The following is a 19,987-nucleotide window of genomic DNA, read 5'->3' as shown; positions in this document are numbered from 1 at the left end:
CTGCAAACGACCTTGTAGAGCTGAAAAGCGCAAGTTTACAGCTTGCGCTTTTCAGCTCTCAGGACGAAGCGCAGATGTACCACGATAGGACGAGAGCCGGTTTTTTTTCGTTGCTCGTCGACTCCCAAGGTGAAAAGCGCCAGTCCTCTCATCGTTTGGCTGATATGCCAAAAGTGCTCAGTTTGTTGGACAAAAAACGTGACACGTGGATGTCCCAGGCAGAGTTTATCCGACCCAATCGGCGAGTCGTTAATCTTCTGCGGCTTGGCCTGCTGTTCGCCGACCTCGACACCTACCGCGTGCCCGCGCTGGCTGGGCGAGCGCCTGACCAACTGGCCGCGTCCGTCCTATACTTCTGCGCCGAAGAGGGCTTGCCGCCGCCGTCCGTGCTGATCTACAGCGGCCGGGGCATACAGGCCAAATGGTTGCTGGAGGGCACCATTCCACGACAGGCCCTACCCCGCTGGAACGCCTGCCAACGCTACCTTGTGGATCGCCTCGCGCACGTCGGGGCCGACCCAATGGCCAAGGACGCCAGCCGCGTGCTGCGTACCGTCGAGACGGTCAACAGCAAGAGCGGCAAAGTCTGCCGCGTGGTTCACGTCCAGAGCGGCCTTGATGGTCAGCCGATCCGCTACAACTTCGAGTATCTGGCCGAGGCCCTGCTACCGGCAGCCCGATGGACTATCGAGCAGCAACGGCAGGAGCAACAGAAACAGGCCGAACAGCGCGCAACGGGTAAGCGTTTCCTTTTGGTGCCCGGCAGCAAAGCTGACAATCTGCGCGGGTTTTCCGGCCGACAGCTCGCGTGGGATCGGCTGGAAGACCTGCGCAAGCTGGCCGAGCTGCGCGGTGGTGTCGGTGAGGGCAGCCGGATGCAGCACCTGTTTTGGCGATTGAATTTCCTGCTGCTGTCCGGGGCGACCAATAGCAAGCTGATGTACCACGAAGCGGCCGCGCTGGCCCGCGAACTTGATCCGCAGTGGAATAGCCGCTCGAAAGAGCTTATGACCCTGTTCAGCAAGGCCAAAGCCTATGAGGCCGGGGACAAAGTTAGCTTTGGTGGCAAGGACTACGCGCCGCTGTACACGCCGAAGAACGACACCCTTATCAACTTGTTCGGGATCACTGCCGACGAACAACGCCAGCTCAAGACTATTGTCAGTCGGGTCGAGGCTGCAGAGCGCGATAGGAGGCGCCATGAGCTTCGGAGGCGAGCTGCCGGTTCTGTAGACCGAGAAACCTACCTTGAGTCTGCCAACGCTAAGCAGGCGCAGGCGCAGGCCCTCAGACGCGAAGGCCTGAGCGTGCGAGCCATCGCTAAGCGAATGGCGGTGTCCGTGGGAGCCGTCTCGGGCTATCTCAAAGCTCCGGCCGTAGAGTGTTCAAAGTCCGTCCGTATTACTAATGGCGAAGCCCCCGCGCTTTGACGGCGGCCCGTCCAGGCCGATGGTCTAAGTGTTCAAAGTCCGTGCGTATTACTAATGGCAGAGCCTTCCGCGCGTTGGATCAAGGCTGTCTGGGGGCGTCGTTCTGATGGAGTGCCAGTAGGGTGCTGGTCCGAAGTAATAGGCGGCCTGGGTTTCGAACTCAGGGGGAGATTACGCTTACGTGCGGGGGCTGAAGGGGTTAGCTGAGACAAGTCCGTGCGTACTACTTGGATTTGGTGGCCCCGGGAAACAAACCCCCGCACTCTGGCGGGGGGTTGTAGGGTCAGCGGTTGACGGAGGAGTCGAGCCTTTGGGCTTCCTGCGCCGCTCGGATCGCAGTCAGAATTTGCTGGGCTTGAGCAGCATTGCTCTTGCTACCCAATAGAGGGAGGCGATTCAGATGTTGCACTCCAGAAAACATGTGAAAGGAAGCCGAAAGGGCCAGCGGGCTAACTCGAAGTTGCAACGCGGTGCATTGTCGATCCAGTCTATCGAGCAATGGCCCGTAGCCTTTGCTTCGCAGCCAACGGCCGAACGCCCACATGCCAATGGCTAAGGTGGAGGCGAGCATTACGAATCCAGCGAACATTAGAATGCTATTCATGATTATTTCTCCGGTTGGTCGTTGCTTGAGGTTATTCTCGAAACGTCGAGGCGGCCGGAACTCGAACTGGTGTTCGTATCTGGTCGAATGACGTTGGATTCCATGCCTGCGGCTTCTCCAGCTGGCTCTGCGGACGTGGGCGAACTGGAGTCACTGGGGGCTGGCAATGGAGGACCAGCGCCAAGCGACGCTGAGTGGGCATTCTCCATGCCCGGCACTGTCAGCGAGGCAATTACGCCAAGCGCTTTTGCACCACCATTGGCTGCTTGAGACAGTGCGTTGCCGGAACTAACAGCTCCCCCTTTCGGTGTTGCTTTCTGATCATTGTCACCGCCGCTCTGTGCGGCCTTCCCGGCCTGCTTAGCGGGCTGCTGGACGCTGTTGCTGGACGTAGCCGATGGGGTAGCTGCACCACCGCCAATCTTCGCACCTGCGGAACTCGCCACCTTGGCCGCTGCGCCGCCGCCAGTGCTGGCCCCTACGCCGGGGAACGTAGCGCCACCTACTGGCGAGGCAGCACCAGCGGAGCTTGCACCGGCAATACTGGAGTTGATCGCCCCTGCCATACCGCCGCCGCTGATGCCTCCGGCACTCGCTGCACCGGCAGCAGCAGGAGCGGCCGCCCCGGCCGTGGCGATGGTTGCGATTGCCGCCGCTGCACCGGCAGCACCGGCGGCCGCCATACCACCGATGGCTGACCCGCCACCCATCGACGTGCCGCTAATCATGCCGCCGATCAGGTCGGGAATAGTCTTCGTCAGATAGCAGCACACCAAGGCCAGACCGACCATCGTCATCAACGACGCTTCGTCATTGGTGTAGGCGGCCAACCACTGTTTGGCCGACTGGACTATCAAGCCGACGATTAGCGTTAAGACGAACAGCTTGGCTCCGATTGCGACGGTGAAGCGCATTGGGGCGATCGCAAAATCACGCGTCCATTGTGAGCCGCCAAAGCCAAAGAACAGCACCGAAGCATTGATGATGACGTAAGACTCTACGAGCGTTACGAACATGAATGCAGCGATGAAGGCGAAACACGCCAATACAAGGATTGCGCATACTGCGATCAGAAGTCCTTTGGCCGGAGAAAACACTGATATGCCCTTTACCATAGTGCGGCCGAAATCCAGTGCAACCGCCAGCATATCGCCGGGTTCTAATGCACGCCCGAGGCCGCTCGCAGACGCAGCCGCATCGCGGAAACTATCGACAATGGCAGATGACCACTCCACCGAGTACTTCATAACAGCAAGGAAGAAGCCGACCACCAGCACGAAGCGCAGCAGCTCGCCGACAATCTCGCCGAAGTCGGCTTGCTTCATGACCAAAGGTATGAACGTCCAGACGAACTGAATCGAGGCTAATAGCCAGAATAATCTGATCGCATAGTCATACAGCTTTCCTGACCACTGATGCGACTGCTGCAAAACGAGGTCGAGTAGGCCCTGCACCGATGTGTCGGCATGGGAAAGGTCGGTCGCGGCCATAGCATCTCCGCTCACAAATGCACTCGCCAAGGCGAGGAACAACAGTAGGCGAGTATCCATAGCTAGTACCCCTTAACGCCGCCGCGAGTATTCGGGCGTGCTTCAAACGAAGTATCAGCGTCACTCTGTCGCCGTTGGTGCTCAGTCACCGAGGTACATTCGCTGTTGCTTTGAACTGCCAGGGTGACCATAAAAGCGGTTAGTACTGAGCCGGAGCAGATCAACGTGATGAGCCATTTCGAAATAGTCATTCTCAGTACCCCTTCACGCCACCGCGTGTGTTTTCACGTGCTTCAAACTGCTGTTCCGTTGCCTCGCCCGCAGCCTTTCGATCAACCTGCTGAGCCATGTAGTTGCCCTGCAAGTTGATTTGTGTGGCCAGTAGGTCGCGCAGCTTCTGCAACTGCTGGACATTTTGTGAGGCGATTTCGTTGCCTGCCTGAATGGCCTGCATTCGGCCCACGGCTGACTGTGAACGTGAAACCATGCGTGCAAGCTGAGCGTCTTCAGACTCGAAGGCGGCAGTATTCAAATCCGCTGCTTTCATTGCCGTTTTCACGTTGTCACGACCCTGCACGGACCACTTTTCATAGCGATCACGGTTCGGAACCTCTGCCGAGTTTGCAGCTTGATTCAGGTAAGACTCGAAGCCTGGGAAGGCCGTGTTGAATTTCGAATCCATGTCCTGGATTTGTCGCCCTATGGCTTGCGAGCGGTTGTAGATGTTGGCCACATTTTTCAGATCGGCCGCGATGCTGCCAAACATCGAATTCGGCAAGCTCGTTCCTTGCGAAACCATGTTTTGATACTGATGAATCTGCGTTTGCAGTTGCTCGGCGGTATTCAGTGCCGTGTTGACCTGCTCGACGTATTCGAACATCTGCTGATAGAACGTCGAGCAATTCGAGCAATAGATCGCGTAAGCCGGGGTAGGAGCGATGTATACGGCCATCCCTACAAAAGCGGCTCCGACTATCTTCACACTGTAGGAAGCTTGGCGAAGGATTTTCCGGAGCGTAGAGGAAGTTGTTTTGCGCGAGATATTTTCTGACAGCGTATTGTCTTTGATGGGCCTTGGGATTTTAAGATGCATAGGTCGACCTCGATCAGTCACTATTATTCGTGCTTGATCGTGCCCCTATATACCGGTTGTATCGATGGAATGATTGGCTAATTAGGTTGACATGGAGGATATCGACTGGCGGCGAATGCCGATCAGGTTTCCCAAAAAAACTCTCAAAGAGCCGACGGAATTTGATTTTCAGTCAGTCGGCGTCGCATGTAGGGGGCAAATCTTTGCGCCCTAATGGCCGTATACGGCCTGAAAGACGGGAAGTAGCTGAAAGGCTCAAATATCCACCAACGTTAGATCAGATCGTCACGATTGTTGCCGCTACTAGGATCATGCTTGAACCCAGGTTGACGTTTCGACATGGTGCTTGGCTCCGTTGAGACGCCAGATTGCTTTTGTTCTACCAGTGGCGTCGTTGGAGATGGCATCTCGTCTGTAATCCTTGGTCGCTGGTCTCCGCGCTTGGTCGGCTTGCGGATGTATTTTCCGACATATCGGGCGAACTGGCTGTAGCTCAGACCAGTGTTCTTTCCACCGTGGTTCTCGTACACGACCGTCACCGGCCACCCGGCCTGGATCAGGCTACGAAATTCCTCAAGATGCGCTAAAAATGCTACCCGGCCTGCGCCTGTAGGCCCTTCTTTTGGTGTTTTCATCATCGCAGGCTCCGCCTAAGCATGGTTGCGCAAGTATGCGCATAAAATTGCATATCTGCGATGCGTAATCTAGCGTATACATGCGCAAGTATGCGTATGACCGCTTTTTCTGAGCTGTTTGAATAGATACGCATATGTTTGCGTCTAGCTGGACGGCAAGATGTGTGTTGTACGGGTACGGGCAAGCCCATACCCATCCACCACTTGCCCCTTATTCGCCTTCGGCTCAACGGATCTTGCTCTGCGAGGCGCACAGCCGCTGCCGCGTCTAAGAGCTAAAACACAGAAAAATCAGGAGCGCCCATGACAGGCGGCACCGAAGAAAAGGCCCCAGCTCGTCGACGTGGCAAGCCAATCGAGGTTTGGGTTACCGATGAGGAGAAAGCGGCGATCACAGAGCGGGCTGAAGAGGCTGGCATGTCCCGGTCTGGCTACCTTCGTGCCCTTGGGTTGAACACACCGATCAGGTCGGTTGTTGACCTGACCGCCGTGGCCGACTTGGCCAAGGTGAATGGCGACCTTGGGCGGGTCGCTGGACTGCTGAAACTTTGGCTTGCGGAGAAGTACGGTCGAGGTGCAGAACCTGTAGACATTGAGAGCTTGATGGTGAGTTTTCGAGTTCTTCAAGCACAGGTTCGGGATTTAATGAGCCGAATAGTATATGAGCGGAAATAATAGGCATTAGAGTCGTAGTGCTGCCTAACAGCTAAATTCGCCCCGAACGAAAAAATCAAAAAGTTATTTATTTTAGAGAAAAGGTAATGAATCTAGAGGAAATTATTAAACAAAGCAAACTGCTTAAGCCTAAAAGCCAAAAAAAGATGGGCGAAAATTTGCTTCATTTGATCGATCAAATAGAAAGCTCCGTAATATTAGAGGGGCCTTACCGCTTGGTTTTAGACTCTAATATAATTATGCGATTAGAATCTTATCGCCAAGGGGTTATCTCCGAAGGGCTACTTTCGATTCTATTGGCGTTTATGCTTATTAGACGATTCCCATACCGTTTCGATATGGTGGTAAGGCCAACGGTTTTCTATGAATATCTCAGGCAAAAAAACTGACAAGCAGCCATGAGCACTGGCGTAAGTTCAAAGAATTAAAAGATCTAGTCGAGGAGGAGCTAGGTGCTAAGCTATTTTTTGATGGGATTGAGACATATCAAGGCACCGAGCATTATCTAAAGTTGATACAGAGTGACTCAGATAAAATCGCTAAAGCCCTAAGGTTGTATCAAGAAAAAAACTGGAGGTTCAATTTCATTCAGCAGGCAGGCCGTGGTTTTGCAGGCATGCTGTTATCTGATCCAAGGTTCATATTAGTCCCGCCGGCGTTCGCTGCTGAAGCCTTATACTCCCCCTTAGGCTTGGAGTATTTCGATGAGCTAAAAGCTAGTCGTTTCTTTATCGAATATATTGAAAAAAATCTCATTGAGTGTGAGCATAATGACAAGGGGGTTATTGAAAGATATAGCGATAAAAAGGATTTTTTGTTCACGAAAATTCTGAGGCTTACCCCCAAAGGGAACTTGGTGGGGTTAGCAGATCTAGATATTTACACGACATGCAATGTTCAAAATCAATTTTCGGATCAGAGCCACTCTCGTTATGCACCAGCATCGGCAGGCCTCACAATCGATACAAATCTAGCTCTAGCATTGAGGGGGGCGACCTCCCACCACATCACGTCGGGAGAAATCAACTGCGGACCTGATAATGAAAACGACATTGATGCAAAAATGGACGCGTTCCAGGAGGAACATAAGCGCATGCGGGAAAGCGAAAAACGTCACCGTTTAGCGTGGGAAACAAGTAAGGCGTTTATGGAAGATATTTTGGCAAACGGCGCTTTTAAATCGTAGAGTTTTTAATTTCATATTGGTAAATAGGATTGCACTGTTAGTGCAAGTGTTATGAGTCTGTGTTTGTGCAGTGAGAAGTTCAATCATGCAAGCCTGTTCTTATATTAAGAATAGGAGCGTTGAAGTTGTTGCGTGCATCTTATATTGATGCTTGCTTGGAGAGTTGAAGGTAGTGGGTTATTTTGACCTGGGAGGCACTTGGTTCTATAATTAAAGAACGAGGGCAGATTTAAATTGACAAAATGAAAGAAAAATCCATTAAAGATCAATGCCATGATGAATCTATGGCGCAGAAATTTAGCTCTGACCCGAATTACCTCGCTAGCCTTGTTGAGGCAGTGCTGCTTGATGGTGCTGAGGGTGAGGTTGAAATTTTGCGTCGCCAAGTCGAAATTGCACTGGGAGTATGTGATACAAAAGGGGGCGAAAGCGAATCCGCTAAGAAGAAGCTTATCCAAAGCAGCTTGCTCCTTTGGAGGAAGTAGCTCAGTTTTTTTGGGTGGGATACAGGCACTTAAGCAGGTTCGAATCGCAAAAGTGCCGTCATTTTTAAAAACGCTTGGGTGTCAGTCAATGTCAGCCTTTGACGCCGACTCTTTTGGCATAGCGTTGATAAGTACGATGTGTTTCGTGTCGGATAAACCATTTTTTGTCATAATTCGCTGTACTTTGTCTCGCTCGCTGAAATTAAAGTACAGAATAGCCATAATTGGCGGGTTGTTTGCTCTGGCAGCGTCGCTGTATATTTTAGCCTGGTTGCGCAAGTTTTTTTCCATATGCGAGTTTTTGGCTAATTTGAATTCAATTATTGATTTGTCTTGACTGCCATAAGATACTAGGAAGTCAGCTGGTCCCCGGCCATTGTTCACCTCTGCATCAGCGCTAAACTTAGAAGCAAACCACGTAAGTTTAAACATGATTTGCAAATCGCTTTCGCGTGAAATTGGGACGCCTTTGATGTAAAAAAGGCGGTAGCCGTCCTGTTTTTCAATGACATGCTTGAGGAACTGGACTCGTTGCATTCCCGCTTCGTAGCTATTGGGCTCAGCATCATAGAACTTAGTTTTGTCTAGTAACGCTACTAATCTCAGCAAGTTTTCTTCAAATAGTTTCTGGGCCAAAGAGACTTTTTCGAAACTGGACGAACTTGCAGCATCCTTGTTGGCCTCCTGTAGACTCACGTAAACATCCATCAGCTGAGGGTATTGCAAAATAGTTTTTTCGAAAGCGATAGCCCTTTCATCTTTCGTAGGGTCTGCCGGCATAACCTTAGTCAAATATAAGTTTATTTGATCGCGCAGCTGGTCGTTGGGTACGCTGCCAACTACTTGGCTGAAGTCTTCGATAAATCCTTTGTGAGATATCCACGCCTCGTCTTTAGTCAAAATATCCACTGGAGTTAGCAATACATGTTCACCCCCGAATTTTGGTAGCACATACTGTTTGGACTTCCACGATTCAGTCGCGTAATTGAACTCCGCTTTTTTTATGGTGAATTTTTGAAGCTTGGTCGGATCAATGTATTCCTTTGCGAATTTTTCTGTGTATTCAGCCAAGAATCCATGAATTAAATTGCAGGTAAAGTCGCTAATTTGGTCTTTTCCAACTCCGTGTTTGACTAGTGTGAGCTTGCCTATATGAGTTGCCCCGTTTGTTTCATTGCCAAAATCAGAGAACACACCTTTGAAATTAACTTGCAGAGATTTAGCGAAAGATGGGCCGAGTCCGCGCCCGCTGTTTCCCGACTTGCTAAAACCAAACCAATTTTGCTTGACTTCAGGGAATAGATACCAGCTCTTTATTAGGCCGGAAGGTAACGCTAAAGAAGATTTACTTTTTAAGAAAAGCATATATTGAATTATTTTTTTATGCAGTTCCTGATATATTGGGTTGTCACTATTAAAGAGCAAAAAAGGATCCACAAACAAGGGTAGATCATTGATCAGGGAAATATTGAATGCTCCATAAGATTCAATCTTTTCCCGGTTTACATCGAAAAAATCTGAAAAATAAATTCGAATTTTCCGTTTGGTCGCATCCATACTTTAACCCTTAAGGATAGTCTGAAGTAGGCCGCTATTTTTCGACTGCTGAGCCATAGGCGCTTTCAAAAAACGGCAGCCGTTCAAAACCGATCACGTCTGCCGCCTATTCCATCCATTTTTTCCGCTGAACGCTCCTCGCAGCAGCTATTTCCCTCATTACGGACGCACCTCTCCTGCGCTGGAGAGCAAATATCGACGCGCCATCCAAAGGTTCGACAGGGCGAACAGCGTCACCATCTGAGAAGTGTTTTTCACCAAGCCTCGGAAACGCACTTTCGTATAACCAAACTGACGCTTGATCACTCGAAATGGATGCTCAACCTTGGCGCGAACCTGGGCCTTGGCTTTCTCGATCTTGCGCATCGCTTTGTACAGCGCGCTGCGTTTACCGTGTTTTTTGTAGGTACTGCGCCGGGCTGCATCTGCCAGATGACGTGGCGTCCCGCATGCTCTTCGCGCTTCTCGACACCGGTATAGCCTGCATCGGCGCAGACCACGTTCTCAGCACCGTGTAGCAGTTTGTCGACTTGGGTTATGTCCGCGACGTTGGCCGCAGTGACACCACGCTGTGCACCAGCCCTGACTCATCGTCGACACCAATGTGAGCTTTGGCACCGAAGTAATACTGGTTACCTTTCTTGGTTTGATGCATCTCAGGGTCGCGTTTGCCGTCCTTGTTCTTGGTCGAACTGGGCGCATGAATCAGCGTGGCATCGACGATGGTGCCTTGTCGCAGCGACAAGCCACGGTCGCCCAGATAGCCATTGATCACGCCGAGAATACCAGCGGCCAACTCGTGCTTTTCCAGCAGGCGACGGAAGTTGAGGATGGTAGTTTCATCTGGGATCCGCTCCAGGCTCAGACCTGAAAACTGGCGCAAGATCGTCGTCTCGTACAGCGCTTCTTCCATCGCAGGATCGCTGTAACCGAACCAGTTCTGCATGAGATGAACCCGCAGCATCGCCATCAAAGGATAGGCCGGACGCCCCCCTTCGCCCGTCGGGTAATGAGGTTCGATCAGGGCAATCAAACCCTTCCAGGGTACGACACGATCCATCTCGATCAGGAACAATTCCTTGCGGGTCTGCTTGCGCTTACCGGCGTACTCGGCATCGGCGAAGGTCATTTGCTTCATTGAAAAGCTCGGCGATTGGTGTCCGGAGATTTTGCCAAATCAGGAAGTCTTTTTCAGGATTTCCTTAAATGATCTGCCAATAGGTTTGAGCGCTTCAGCAACGCCTGGTCAGTAGGCGGATGATGGTGTACTCAATTCCTTGCGAGGTCCTAATCTTAAGATCTCATAATGCCATCATAGAGGGCTTATCTCGATAGCTTCAGAGTTTTTTTCGCTTAATCAGCTAGGCGAGCCAAGCGTTCGAGCCTGCGCATTGGGGCCTTTGTGTTATCGGTTTTCCCGCCGCCATGCTTTGCGGCTTGTGTAATCACGCACGGGGCGAGTCAGAAAGTGGATGTTCCAATCCACTGCTTGACGCGGGCAAAGCCGTTCTATTGGATGTTGCCGGACTTCTCCTCCACGCAGGTCAAGCTGTACCGCGTCAGGTGAATCGGAGCCAGCTAAGTTCCAGGCAGGAGTTTGCGCCGGGGTTAGTGGCCGACTACTGCCTTTGGTATCCGGCAGCTAACGGCCAATTCCTGCCATTTGTGAAGGGCCGCTCACCATCCAAACCTGCCGGTCGCATACAGCGGGTGCTTTTAGGGGAATTGTCCCTGTATTGACTACTTCAATTCAGCATCTACAGTGATGGCCATACGATTTCACGGTAGGAACATCATGCGGATCGAGCGCGTTAAGATTCAAAATTTCAGACTGCTTCAGAACGTCAGTCTTGGCCTAGAAGACGGCACAACACTGATCGTCGGGCGCAACAATTGCGGCAAAACCTCCATAGCTGAGGTGTTCCGCCGGCTCCTTTCAGACCGGACTCCCTCTTTCAGGCTTGAAGATTTCTCCCTGGGGAGTCACGAAGGGTTTTGGACGGCATTCAATGCGTTTCACGGCGAAATAGCCCGCTCCGACGTTGCTGCCATGCTTCCCGTTGTCAGGGTCACATTGGACATATCCTATGACGTGGATGCCCCAGACCTGGGGCAGCTCAGCGAATGCATAGTAGACCTAGATCCAGATTGCTCTTGCGCACGCATCGTCTTGACGTATGGACCGCGGGCGACAGGCCTTGAGACGCTTTTCGCAGAAACGAATGCCCCCGACACTGTGCAGGAGGATCAACGTCCTAGCTTCTTCAGCCTGATAAAGAAGCGTTTGGCGGGGGCCTACGAGCCCCGTTTGGAAGCGGTTGACCCCAATGATCCTACGAACCGCAAGGACCTCGACCTAAAATCACTCACCACGTTGATCCGCGGCGGATTCATCAATGCGCAACGGGGCCTGGATGACGATACACACCGAGAGCGCGATGTCCTTGGGAAGGTGGTGGAGGTGCTGTTCCAATCGGCATTGACTGACCCCACAGATCCCGAGAAACGAACTACGGCGGAGCAGCTCCATGGAGCGGTGGAGAAAATTCAAAAGGAGCTGCATGACGGTTTCAACGCTGGACTGACTTCGCTGCTCCCTACGTTCGAGCTTTTCGGCTACCCAGGGCTAGAAGACCCAGGCCTCACCACTGTGACGACCTTCGATGTCGAGCGCCTGCTTAAAGACCACACGCAGGTCAGATACAGGGGGGTAAACGGCCTGACACTCCCGGAAAGCTACAACGGACTCGGCGTCCGTAACCTGGTGTACATCCTTCTGCAATTACTGAAATTCTTCAGAGAGTTTCAAGCTACGCCGGCAGCCGCAAGCGTACACCTCATCTTCATCGAAGAGCCTGAAGCCCACTTGCATCCGCAAATGCAGGAGGTCTTCATCCGACAATTGCACATGATCAAGGGCGCGTTCGAGCAGCAGCTGAATGGCAGCCGTCCGTGGCCAGTGCAGTTTGTAATTTCCACCCACTCTCCACACATGGCCAACGAAGCGCGCTTCGAAACCATGCGTTACTTTCTCTCTGTAAGCGGTGAAAACGGGATTCGGCAGTCCAAGATCAAAGACCTGAGGCAGGGCATGGGCCAGGCTCCTGCACCGGACAGAGATTTTCTCTATCAGTACCTGACGCTCACTCGATGCGACCTGTTCTTTGCAGATAAAGCCATCTTGATCGAGGGGACTTCAGAGCGATTGCTGCTACCAACCATGATCGCCAAAACTGACGCGGCTGCGGTGGGTGAACCTCAGTTGGCTAGTCAGTACTTGACGATTATGGAGGTTGGCGGCGCGTATGCACACCGGTTTCATGATCTACTCACCTTCTTGGAACTGCGCACGCTGATCGTTACCGACATCGACTCCGTCAAACCGAATGCAGAAAGAAAGCGGAAAGCTTGTCTCGTTTCAGAGGGTCTGTTTACGAGCAATGCGTGCCTCAAAGACTGGTTTGAGGCCGAAGTCACTCCTGCCCAACTGCTGGCGAAAACGCCAGCAGAGAAGACCATAGGGTTGAGGCGCATCGCTTACCAAATTCCGGAGGGGAACGAACCCGGGCCTTCAGGCAGAAGCTTTGAGGACGCGTTCATCCTGGCGAACCTTGATCGATTTCAGCTTGGGCAGGGCGATGTCGCATCCCAAGCTTACGAGCATGCGGCGGACCAGAAAAAATCAGCTTTTGCGTTGAAGTACGCGATCGATGATACGAACTGGAACGTGCCTAGATACATTGCTGAAGGATTGCGTTGGCTAGCAGTTGGGGCGCCGGTCGTTGATGCCCAAATGGCTGCTCGGGCCATGGCCGCAGTTGTAGAGGTTGTTGGTGAGGCAGTGGCTGCTGAAGGAGAGCAAGGCGATGCCTGACAATCACGAAAGTCCCGCGGACAGAGCAGGGCGAGAAGCGCTGGAACGCATGTTCGCTTGTTTGGATGAAGGTCTAAGCTTTCGCCTGGAAGCAGGTGCTGGGGCTGGTAAGACCTATTCGCTAGAGAAGGCGCTCAGTCGATTGATTGAACACCGAGGTCCTGCGTTGATCCGGGAGCGTCAGCAAGTCGCTTGTATCACTTACACCAATGTGGCGAAAGACGAGATCATCTCTCGCTTCCAAGCGCATCCTGCAATCCGAGCCGAGACCGTCCATGGCTTTTGCTGGTCGTTGCTCAGAGATTTTCAAACATCACTGAGAGGATTTCTTGGCGCTGAAGCTTTTTGGCGAGAGCGTTTTGAGCCGGTGGGTGGCGTAGGTAACAGGCGCATCCATTACGAAATGGGTATTCCACGCGTATCGGAGGACGAGGTCTCGATTCGGCACGAAGATGTCCTGACATTGATGGTTCAGGCGCTTCCGTCTCCGAAGTTCAGGGCCGTATTGACTTCCCGATACCCGATCCTGTTTGTCGACGAATATCAGGACACGGATGAACATTTTGTCGGTGCACTGAAGTCGTGGTTTCTAGATCGCGGTGAGGGACCGATGGTTGGCCTATTTGGTGACCATTGGCAAAAAATCTACGACGGGGGCTGCGGCCTAGTCGTGCATGACGCCCTTCAGCCGATCGAAAAAAATGCGAATTTCCGCTCAGCATCGCGGATTGTCGATGTGCTGAATGAGATGCGGCCAGGCCTGCACCAGGAAGTGAGCGATCCTGACTTGATCGGTGAAGCCCGAGTGTTCCACACCAACCTCTGGCCTGGAGAGCGACGGACAGGAAGCGGGGGAGGACACTGGACTGGCGACACCAGTCCTGAGGCTGCTAGTGCCTACTTCGAATACTTGAAAGCTCAGCTCAGCGTGGAAGGATGGGATTTCTCTCCGAAAACGACCAAAATCCTCATCCTGAATCACAAAGGCATTGCTCGTGAGCAGGGGTACTCCTCGATCCGTGAAATTTATGGGCAGTACAATGATCCGTGGCTGAAGAAGGAAGATCCTCACATCAAGTATTTGGCAGATCAGCTTGAGCCAGCGTGTGTCGCATACCAACAGCGCCGATACGGTGCGATGTTCGGGCACCTGGCAAGCGATCGGCCAACGATTCGAAGGCACAGCGATAAAGTCGCTTGGGCTGAGGCAATGGATGCACTCCTCGAACTGAGGTTGACCGGTACCATCGGCGAGGTGATTGACTACATCATAGCCGTGCCGCAGATGCAGCTCCCCAATGCTGTGCTACGGAATGAGCAAGGGTTACAGGCCGCCGGTGTTGAACCAGGTGAGGACGAGCCACGCAGGATTACCCAGCTTCGAAAGCTCAGGGCAGTATCTTACACAGAGCTGATCGCGCTAGACCAATTCATTGATGGGCATACGCCGTTTGCCACAAAACACGGGGTCAAGGGAGCCGAATTCGAAAACGTGATCGTTGTGTTGGGGCGCGGCTGGAACCAATATAATTTCGCTGAAATGCTCGAGTGGTTTCAGCCGGGGCCACCGGCGAACAGGCGTGAAAAATTCGAAAGCAATCGGAATCTCTTCTACGTTGCGTGCTCTCGACCAAAGGTCCGTTTGGCTCTGCTTTTCACTCAACTGCTGAGCCAGGCAGCGCTTGCTCAGATCACCGCGTGGTTCGGCGCTGAGCATGTATTCGAGTTGCCTGCTAACCCTGGTTGAGAATTCTCGTGCAGCGCTAATTGTGTAGGTTAGTCGGCGCATGTCACATCCGACTAGCTGACTAGACAGGTGGATAAACCGCGATGGTTACTATCCGCCTGGAGAGGCCTGCACTCTGATGCCTCATTCCCGACCAACCTCACAAGCGTAATTCCAAGCACCGAAGCTGCCGACACGCGCAGTAAGCTTATTAGCTCGCTGCCGCCATGAAGCCTTCGGCTATCAACACTATGGCTCCCGTAGTGCCATCGATCCGCCTGCGGCGATTGCTGCTCAACCCGCCTTCGCCGACTTGGCCAAGCGCGATTGAAATTGACGCGTAAACGATGGTGTAAAGGACGATGAATGCTGCGGATACCCTATCGACTGGAGAGAACAACTGGCGTTCGCAAGCTTGTAGGGTACGTTCAGGCCGCTACTAATATCATGGAAATCGCAGTGCGCCGGGGCGGCGACTGGGACCAGGACGGCAAGTCGAAAGATGAGCGATTCCTCGATCTGGTCCACTTTGAGCTTTGCTGACGTAACCTGACTTGCTATTCCTCGGATTTGCCCGGATTTTATGAGGTAGTCGTTGCCAGGTGGCACTTTGATGTCTAGATTCCTCTAGCTGGAATTCGAATTGAGGGAGCATCATGTCAAAGGTCGTTCAAGTCATCGGAGGCGTCGTAATCGCGGGACTCTCGATGGCAGCAGGATGGGTCGCCAAGAGCTGGGCTGACAGGCCTGTAAAACAGAAAATGAAGGATGATGTCGAGAAGGCCAATGCCGACTTCATGGCTCTGCTAAAGACCTTCGAGATGACGACGGAAAAAATGGAGTTCATCGTGGCCAGAGCCTCAGATGAAAGCATAACCAACGCTGAAGAGCTTCGCGAATTCCTCAAGGCATACGGCCTGAACGACATACAGGCAAACAGAGTGGTGCAGCTACGCTTTCCCGGCGAACAGCAAAGGGCAGCCTGATGGACGCCGAGATCAAAAAGCGTCTGGCAACATTGGGTGGTGATGACCTGATCAACACCTACGAAAGCGTGAAGTCATCGCAGCAGGTTATGCGACTGCCATCCTCCGAAACTGACAGCCTGAGCATCGGGTATGCCGTTATCATTGGCACTTTTGCTGCCATCGTTGATGTCATCATGGACAGCATGTTCCGCGAGGAAATGGAGAAGAAACACCGCGAGCGAACGCCTGAGGAGCAGGCTGTTCTTGAGGCTGAAGCCAAAAAAGCCATGGAGGAGGCCGGTGTAGAACCTGGAGGAGAGGACGGCGATCCCGACTCAGCCATGGATTGGTACAGAACCCTCAATGAAGAGATGGAACTGAGACAAGGCCACAAGCTCAGGCCCAAAAACCACCGCATCCTTAATCATATGAATGAAGAGGCCGTCATTCAGATGCTGATGAAGGGCGAGGTTGGATTCGGCAAATTCAAAATCAAGCTCTATCCAGAAATGAGCTATGAAGCGGCCAAGAAAATCTACGACGCTCACATCAGGGCAGACCGGGGCACCAAGCAAAGCCTTCCCCTTGAAATAATGTCGTGGCTTTGGGAGCAGGGCGTAAAAGCAGGTAATCCCGAGAAATTCGGTGAGGCCAATCCGCTCTATAAACTGCTCAATGCATATATGCCAAACATTGATTGGGCCAAGCTGCTCAACAAGGTTTTCCACAAGGAAGGGGTGAAAAACCCAATTCCAGAGGGCTCATCGCTTGGCGAAGCTATGCTCAAGCTTTACGAGACCGGCACTCTGAATGAACGCGTTTTCTGGACAAGCGATTTCGGGGCGGCTTTCGGCGGCGCTAAACGACGGATTTTCATCACCGCGCTCCTTGAAGTTGGCGTTGAGATCTATGCCTTCGCCGAAGGCATATCCCTAGGATTCATCAACCTCAAAGACGGGATTGGCTCATTGGTCACAAAGGCCAAAGAGTGGAGAGCACAGCCGAAATACATGGACATGCGCATAGCAGCGCAGTGCGTATTTTGCGCTGGCAGCTCGTTCAAGGCTCTTGTCAAAGGCGACCCATGGAACCTCAACTACTTCGCCTTTGCCGCTGCTATGAGGCATCTCTGGGTTTACCCAAGGGTCCAAAGAGAGCATTACGACAGGCTCATCAACCTTTCTCAAACCTACAGATCCAGCAACTTAGCTGAATTTACTGCACGCACAGGAATCAGAATCAGACCCACGCTGACCGTTATTGAAGGAGGCAAACTTATGCCAAAATCACTTGATGATCGCCTGCACAACGCAGGGTGCCAGTCCACACGCGTTCGAGTTCTGGCGTCGAGATACCCCGATAAGCTTGAGCCCCTCATCAATATCTATGAAGAGCTTGCCCTCAGGGCTGAAGAGGATGAGGACTTCATGCCCAAGTTCGACGCACTCTGCGAAGCTTGGTACCTGGGCAAGGTCGAAGATGACTACGAGGCTATCAAAAAGCTTGAGAAAGACCTCAAGGCTGTTCGCTGAACGAAGCTGTAGACCAGCTTCGCTAAATGTCGCCAGGGGATTGATGGTTGTTAGCACCCTGTAAGCCAAATCTCCTCTGGCCCATTGAATCGCCCCTGGTCTCCTAGACATTTTCCAAGCGGGACAGGCTCACAAAGGTGATTTTGATCCTCTATGGTATTTCTCATGGTTTTAAAGTTTTTCGTGCCTTATCGACTTTGGATTTACTGGTCTATGCGGGGCTATTGATAATTGAGTGGGAATAACCCCGCGGCGCTGCATATCAGCATGAAAAAACCGGCCCCGGCCGGTTTTTTCATGCCCGCACCAACGGCTTTTCCCGCACTATCAAACAACAAAGCCCGCATCGGCGGGCTTTGTTGTTCAGGCGAACAGGTTAATCAGAAGTCGTAACGCACGTTCGCGGTGAAGGTGTCGGCGTCGAAACCGCTGCTGGTCATGTAGTTGTACATTCCGCCCACACTCCAGGCGCCCACTCGGTAGTTCGCGCCCAGGCCGAGCTCGTAGCTGTCGCGCGCGGGTGTCGCGCCTGTGGTGGTGAATGGGGTGCCGCCGAGCACGAAGGTGGAGGTGGTGCCGGCCTTGTCGCCGATGAAGTCGTGCCAGGCCATCAGCTTGGCTTCCGGTTCCAGGCTGCCCGCGCCTACGTCAAAAGCGGCTGCGAGACGCGCACCCAGGCCCATTTCGCCGATTTCATAGCGCTGGCGGCCGACGTTGAGGGCGGCTGAGCTGCCTTTTTCACGGTACGAATCAATCGATACGTTGGCATAGCGCGCACCGACCTGTGGTTCCAGCAGCCACTGTTTGTCGAGTCGGAACGTGTAGCCTGCCAGCGCGTTGACGCCGAAGATTTCACTGTCGTAGTCGGCCTTGGCGCGGGTACCGGCGATGTAGCGTTTGGACTCGTTTTCGTTCCAGCCATACATCAGCGAGGTGTCGACAAAGAAGTTGTCACGGGCCCAGTTGCCGTACAGGGTCAGTGCATGGCCGCTGACGTCGGTTTTGTTACCCAAGTCCGATTTGACGTCGCTGGTCAGGTAGCTGTAAGCCAGACCCACGGAGGTATCGGGAGTGAGCTTGCCGTCGGCACCTACGGCGATGCCGTGGGAGTTGGCGTCGTAGCCTTCGGTACCGTGGCGGCTGTCCTGGTTGGCGTCGCTGGACAGCGCCTGCAGCCATACCCCTTGTTCGGCCAGGACGTCGCCGGAGGACAGACCGCTGCGCGCCTTGCTGGCGCGGCGGTTGACGGTACTCGCGACCAGGTTCTGGCTGTTGGTGGCGGCGTTGATCGCCCCACGGCTTACGTCCGGGGTCAGAGCTTCGGCAAGTTTGGCCAGCTCTTCACTGGTAGCGGCGTTGGCGAAACGCTGGAATACCGGGTCGCTCTCGTCCATCTGGCCCAGGACTGTGTTCTTGAGTGGCGTGATGGCGTTCACCGCGTTGCGTGAACCGCGGGCACCCAGCAGGTCTTGCGCGATCACCTCGTCACTGCGGGTCGCAACCAGTGCTTTCACGTCCTGGCCGTCAATGCCGAAGTCCCTCACCTCAAGCAGCGCCGAGGAGGACACCACGGACAGGTTCTGCGGGTCTTCCCAAGTGCCAGAGTTGATCAGGGTGTAGCGGGTGCCCTGGGCCGGCGTGCGGAAATCGTCGGAGCGAGCCTGCAGTTCGATCTGGCTGCCTTGAGAGAAGAAGGTATTGCCGGTGACTTTCAGGATCGGCGTGTTGGGCTGAGTGTTGTTATCCAGCAGCAAGCGCAGGCGCGCTGTGTCGCTGTCCAGGTCGAGGTCGCCCATAATCGTGGTCTGCGGGCGCAGCAGAGTCAGGCGGCCACCGTCGATATCGACGTAGCCGGCGCGGATGGTCGAGCCATCAAATATCGTGTCGCCTCGTACCAGCACGCCACTCAGGCCCAGCAGGTCGCCCTTGACTTGACCACCTTCCCAGTAGAAGTAGGAAGTGGAGGCATTGTCGTTCGCCAGAATGGCCGCAGTGCCGCCTTCGATCAGGCCACCGGTTTGCCTGATGGAGATGGAGTTGGTGCCGCCGGAGGTGTCGAGGTTGACAAAGTGGATACCAATTCCGTCGGCGGAGATCGTCCCGCTGTTGTTGATATCACTCTTTAAAGGAGCACCTGCTATCTGACCGGTGAAGCGCGCGTTCTCGATCTCGATACCGGCAGAGTCGATGCCATGCGCGGTGATCGTGCCCGTGTTATTGATGCGCGCCTGGGTCGAGGTGACCATCATGCCGTTGGCATCTTCACCAGTGACCGTGATGTTGCCGTTGTTGTTGACTTCACCGGCGATGTTCGCCAGATACAGGTCCAGCCCCATGGCGCCAGTGCCGCTCACCGTGATGTCGCCCTGATTGACCAGATCGCCGGCGACTTTGGAATTAAGGAGCATGGCAATACCGGACGGGATGTCGTTGGGCGTCGCGGCCGTCAGGTTGATGTTGCCTTGGTTGACCAGGTTGCCGCCCAGGGTCACGTTGAACAGTTCTACCCCTGCGTTTTGCGACGTGCCGGTGAAGGTGGCGTTGTTGAAAACGTCATCGGAGCTGTTGTACGCACCGGTGCTCAGATCGTGGTTCAGGTCGGGTGCGGGTGCGGCATTGACCGTGGTAGCCGCGACGGAAAGCGCCAGCAACGAGCGGCGCAGGTGGGAAATATTCAAGGCAGTATCCTTACAGGGCAGAAACTGGCAGGAAACAGCCCACGCGTCAGCGTC

General features: G+C 53.5%; 15 protein-coding genes and 1 pseudogene. 9 read left to right on the top strand and 7 right to left on the bottom strand.

From position 1 onward, the window contains the following. The first annotated feature begins 74 nt into the window (after positions 1–74). Complete coding sequence (locus PSH59_RS21045) at positions 75–1,430, top strand: replication protein (RefSeq protein WP_122320968.1); 1,356 nt, start codon at positions 75–77, stop codon at positions 1,428–1,430. 283 nt (positions 1,431–1,713) lie between these two features. Here PSH59_RS21045 and PSH59_RS21040 read toward each other — a convergent pair whose 3' ends face one another. The 4 genes from PSH59_RS21040 to PSH59_RS21025 all read right to left on the bottom strand — a co-directional run bounded on the left by PSH59_RS21040 (position 1,714) and on the right by PSH59_RS21025 (position 5,252). Continuing rightward, positions 1,714–2,034, bottom strand: a complete 321-nt coding sequence (locus tag PSH59_RS21040; RefSeq protein ID WP_095067077.1) for a hypothetical protein — start codon at positions 2,032–2,034, stop codon at positions 1,714–1,716. Positions 2,035–2,036: 2 nt separating this feature from the next. Further along, entirely contained in the window at positions 2,037–3,584 is a 1,548-nt protein-coding gene (trbL, locus tag PSH59_RS21035) for a P-type conjugative transfer protein TrbL (RefSeq protein WP_305393583.1), read from the bottom strand. 193 nt (positions 3,585–3,777) lie between these two features. Next, positions 3,778–4,617, bottom strand: a complete 840-nt coding sequence (trbJ, locus tag PSH59_RS21030) for a P-type conjugative transfer protein TrbJ (protein WP_264381687.1) — start codon at positions 4,615–4,617, stop codon at positions 3,778–3,780. Positions 4,618–4,889: 272 nt separating this feature from the next. After that, entirely contained in the window at positions 4,890–5,252 is a 363-nt protein-coding gene (locus PSH59_RS21025; RefSeq protein ID WP_258603518.1) for a TraK family protein, read from the bottom strand. Between the two features lie 303 nt (positions 5,253–5,555). Here PSH59_RS21025 and PSH59_RS21020 point away from each other — a divergent pair, with 303 nt between their 5' ends. The 4 genes from PSH59_RS21020 to PSH59_RS21005 all read left to right on the top strand — a co-directional run bounded on the left by PSH59_RS21020 (position 5,556) and on the right by PSH59_RS21005 (position 7,598). Further along, positions 5,556–5,927 (top strand): CopG family transcriptional regulator, encoded by a 372-nt coding sequence (locus PSH59_RS21020; protein WP_305381487.1) that lies wholly within the window; start codon positions 5,556–5,558, stop codon positions 5,925–5,927. An 86-nt stretch (positions 5,928–6,013) separates the two neighbouring features. Next, positions 6,014–6,316, top strand: coding sequence for a hypothetical protein (locus tag PSH59_RS21015; RefSeq protein ID WP_305393582.1), 303 nt, complete (start codon positions 6,014–6,016; stop codon positions 6,314–6,316). A gap of 164 nt (positions 6,317–6,480) precedes the next feature. After that, a complete protein-coding gene (locus tag PSH59_RS21010; RefSeq protein WP_305393581.1) occupies positions 6,481–7,113 on the top strand; it encodes a hypothetical protein in 633 nt (210 codons plus the stop codon). 242 nt (positions 7,114–7,355) lie between these two features. After that, complete coding sequence (locus PSH59_RS21005) at positions 7,356–7,598, top strand: hypothetical protein (protein WP_305381485.1); 243 nt, start codon at positions 7,356–7,358, stop codon at positions 7,596–7,598. Positions 7,599–7,679: 81 nt separating this feature from the next. On the opposite strand, the gene PSH59_RS21000 is transcribed toward PSH59_RS21005, so the two are convergent. Together PSH59_RS21000 and PSH59_RS20995 are read right to left on the bottom strand one after the other, a co-directional pair. Next, positions 7,680–9,155: a hypothetical protein gene (locus PSH59_RS21000; protein WP_258603513.1), complete on the bottom strand. Its 1,476-nt coding sequence runs from the start codon at positions 9,153–9,155 to the stop codon at positions 7,680–7,682. A gap of 159 nt (positions 9,156–9,314) precedes the next feature. Beyond that, positions 9,315–10,293 (bottom strand): annotated as a pseudogene (locus tag PSH59_RS20995) (IS5 family transposase). 657 nt (positions 10,294–10,950) lie between these two features. Here PSH59_RS20995 and PSH59_RS20990 point away from each other — a divergent pair. From PSH59_RS20990 to PSH59_RS20975, 4 genes are all read left to right on the top strand, one after another. Beyond that, on the top strand, positions 10,951–13,029 hold the full coding sequence (locus PSH59_RS20990) for an ATP-dependent endonuclease (RefSeq protein WP_258603512.1): 2,079 nt from the start codon (positions 10,951–10,953) through the stop codon (positions 13,027–13,029). Continuing rightward, the gene (locus PSH59_RS20985) at positions 13,022–14,776 is read left to right on the top strand and encodes a UvrD-helicase domain-containing protein (protein WP_258603511.1); all 1,755 of its coding nucleotides are present in this window, start codon (positions 13,022–13,024) and stop codon (positions 14,774–14,776) included. The genes PSH59_RS20990 and PSH59_RS20985 overlap by 8 nt, the downstream gene beginning before the upstream one ends. A gap of 635 nt (positions 14,777–15,411) precedes the next feature. Further along, entirely contained in the window at positions 15,412–15,741 is a 330-nt protein-coding gene (locus PSH59_RS20980) for a hypothetical protein (RefSeq protein ID WP_122576269.1), read from the top strand. Continuing rightward, on the top strand, positions 15,741–17,255 hold the full coding sequence (locus PSH59_RS20975; RefSeq protein ID WP_263273938.1) for a hypothetical protein: 1,515 nt from the start codon (positions 15,741–15,743) through the stop codon (positions 17,253–17,255). The genes PSH59_RS20980 and PSH59_RS20975 overlap by 1 nt, the downstream gene beginning before the upstream one ends. 380 nt (positions 17,256–17,635) lie before the next feature. Here the strand turns inward: PSH59_RS20975 and PSH59_RS20970 are convergent, their stop codons facing one another. Further along, on the bottom strand, positions 17,636–19,933 hold the full coding sequence (locus PSH59_RS20970) for an autotransporter outer membrane beta-barrel domain-containing protein (RefSeq protein ID WP_305393580.1): 2,298 nt from the start codon (positions 19,931–19,933) through the stop codon (positions 17,636–17,638). Positions 19,934–19,987: the final 54 nt, after the last annotated feature.

It is taken from the genome of Pseudomonas sp. FP2309 (assembly GCF_030687575.1).
Lineage (GTDB): Bacteria > Pseudomonadota > Gammaproteobacteria > Pseudomonadales > Pseudomonadaceae > Aquipseudomonas.
The sequence above is the reverse complement of the archived record's forward strand: the minus strand, read 5'-3'. Positions and strand labels throughout refer to the sequence as shown.

Excerpts from the sequence above, each read along its gene's own strand:
- PSH59_RS20975 (WP_263273938.1), top strand. The coding sequence starts at position 15,741 with ATGGACGCCGAGATCAAAAAGCGTCTGGCAACATTGGGTGGTGATGAC.
- PSH59_RS21025 (WP_258603518.1), bottom strand. The coding sequence starts at position 5,252 with ATGAAAACACCAAAAGAAGGGCCTACAGGCGCAGGCCGGGTAGCATTT.
- PSH59_RS21005 (WP_305381485.1), top strand. The coding sequence starts at position 7,356 with ATGAAAGAAAAATCCATTAAAGATCAATGCCATGATGAATCTATGGCG.
- PSH59_RS21000 (WP_258603513.1), bottom strand. The coding sequence starts at position 9,155 with ATGGATGCGACCAAACGGAAAATTCGAATTTATTTTTCAGATTTTTTC.
- PSH59_RS20990 (WP_258603512.1), top strand. The coding sequence starts at position 10,951 with ATGCGGATCGAGCGCGTTAAGATTCAAAATTTCAGACTGCTTCAGAAC.
- trbL (WP_305393583.1), bottom strand. The coding sequence starts at position 3,584 with ATGGATACTCGCCTACTGTTGTTCCTCGCCTTGGCGAGTGCATTTGTG.
- PSH59_RS20985 (WP_258603511.1), top strand. The coding sequence starts at position 13,022 with ATGCCTGACAATCACGAAAGTCCCGCGGACAGAGCAGGGCGAGAAGCG.
- trbJ (WP_264381687.1), bottom strand. The coding sequence starts at position 4,617 with ATGCATCTTAAAATCCCAAGGCCCATCAAAGACAATACGCTGTCAGAA.
- PSH59_RS21045 (WP_122320968.1), top strand. The coding sequence starts at position 75 with ATGTACCACGATAGGACGAGAGCCGGTTTTTTTTCGTTGCTCGTCGAC.
- PSH59_RS21015 (WP_305393582.1), top strand. The coding sequence starts at position 6,014 with ATGAATCTAGAGGAAATTATTAAACAAAGCAAACTGCTTAAGCCTAAA.
- PSH59_RS21020 (WP_305381487.1), top strand. The coding sequence starts at position 5,556 with ATGACAGGCGGCACCGAAGAAAAGGCCCCAGCTCGTCGACGTGGCAAG.
- PSH59_RS21040 (WP_095067077.1), bottom strand. The coding sequence starts at position 2,034 with ATGAATAGCATTCTAATGTTCGCTGGATTCGTAATGCTCGCCTCCACC.
- PSH59_RS20980 (WP_122576269.1), top strand. The coding sequence starts at position 15,412 with ATGTCAAAGGTCGTTCAAGTCATCGGAGGCGTCGTAATCGCGGGACTC.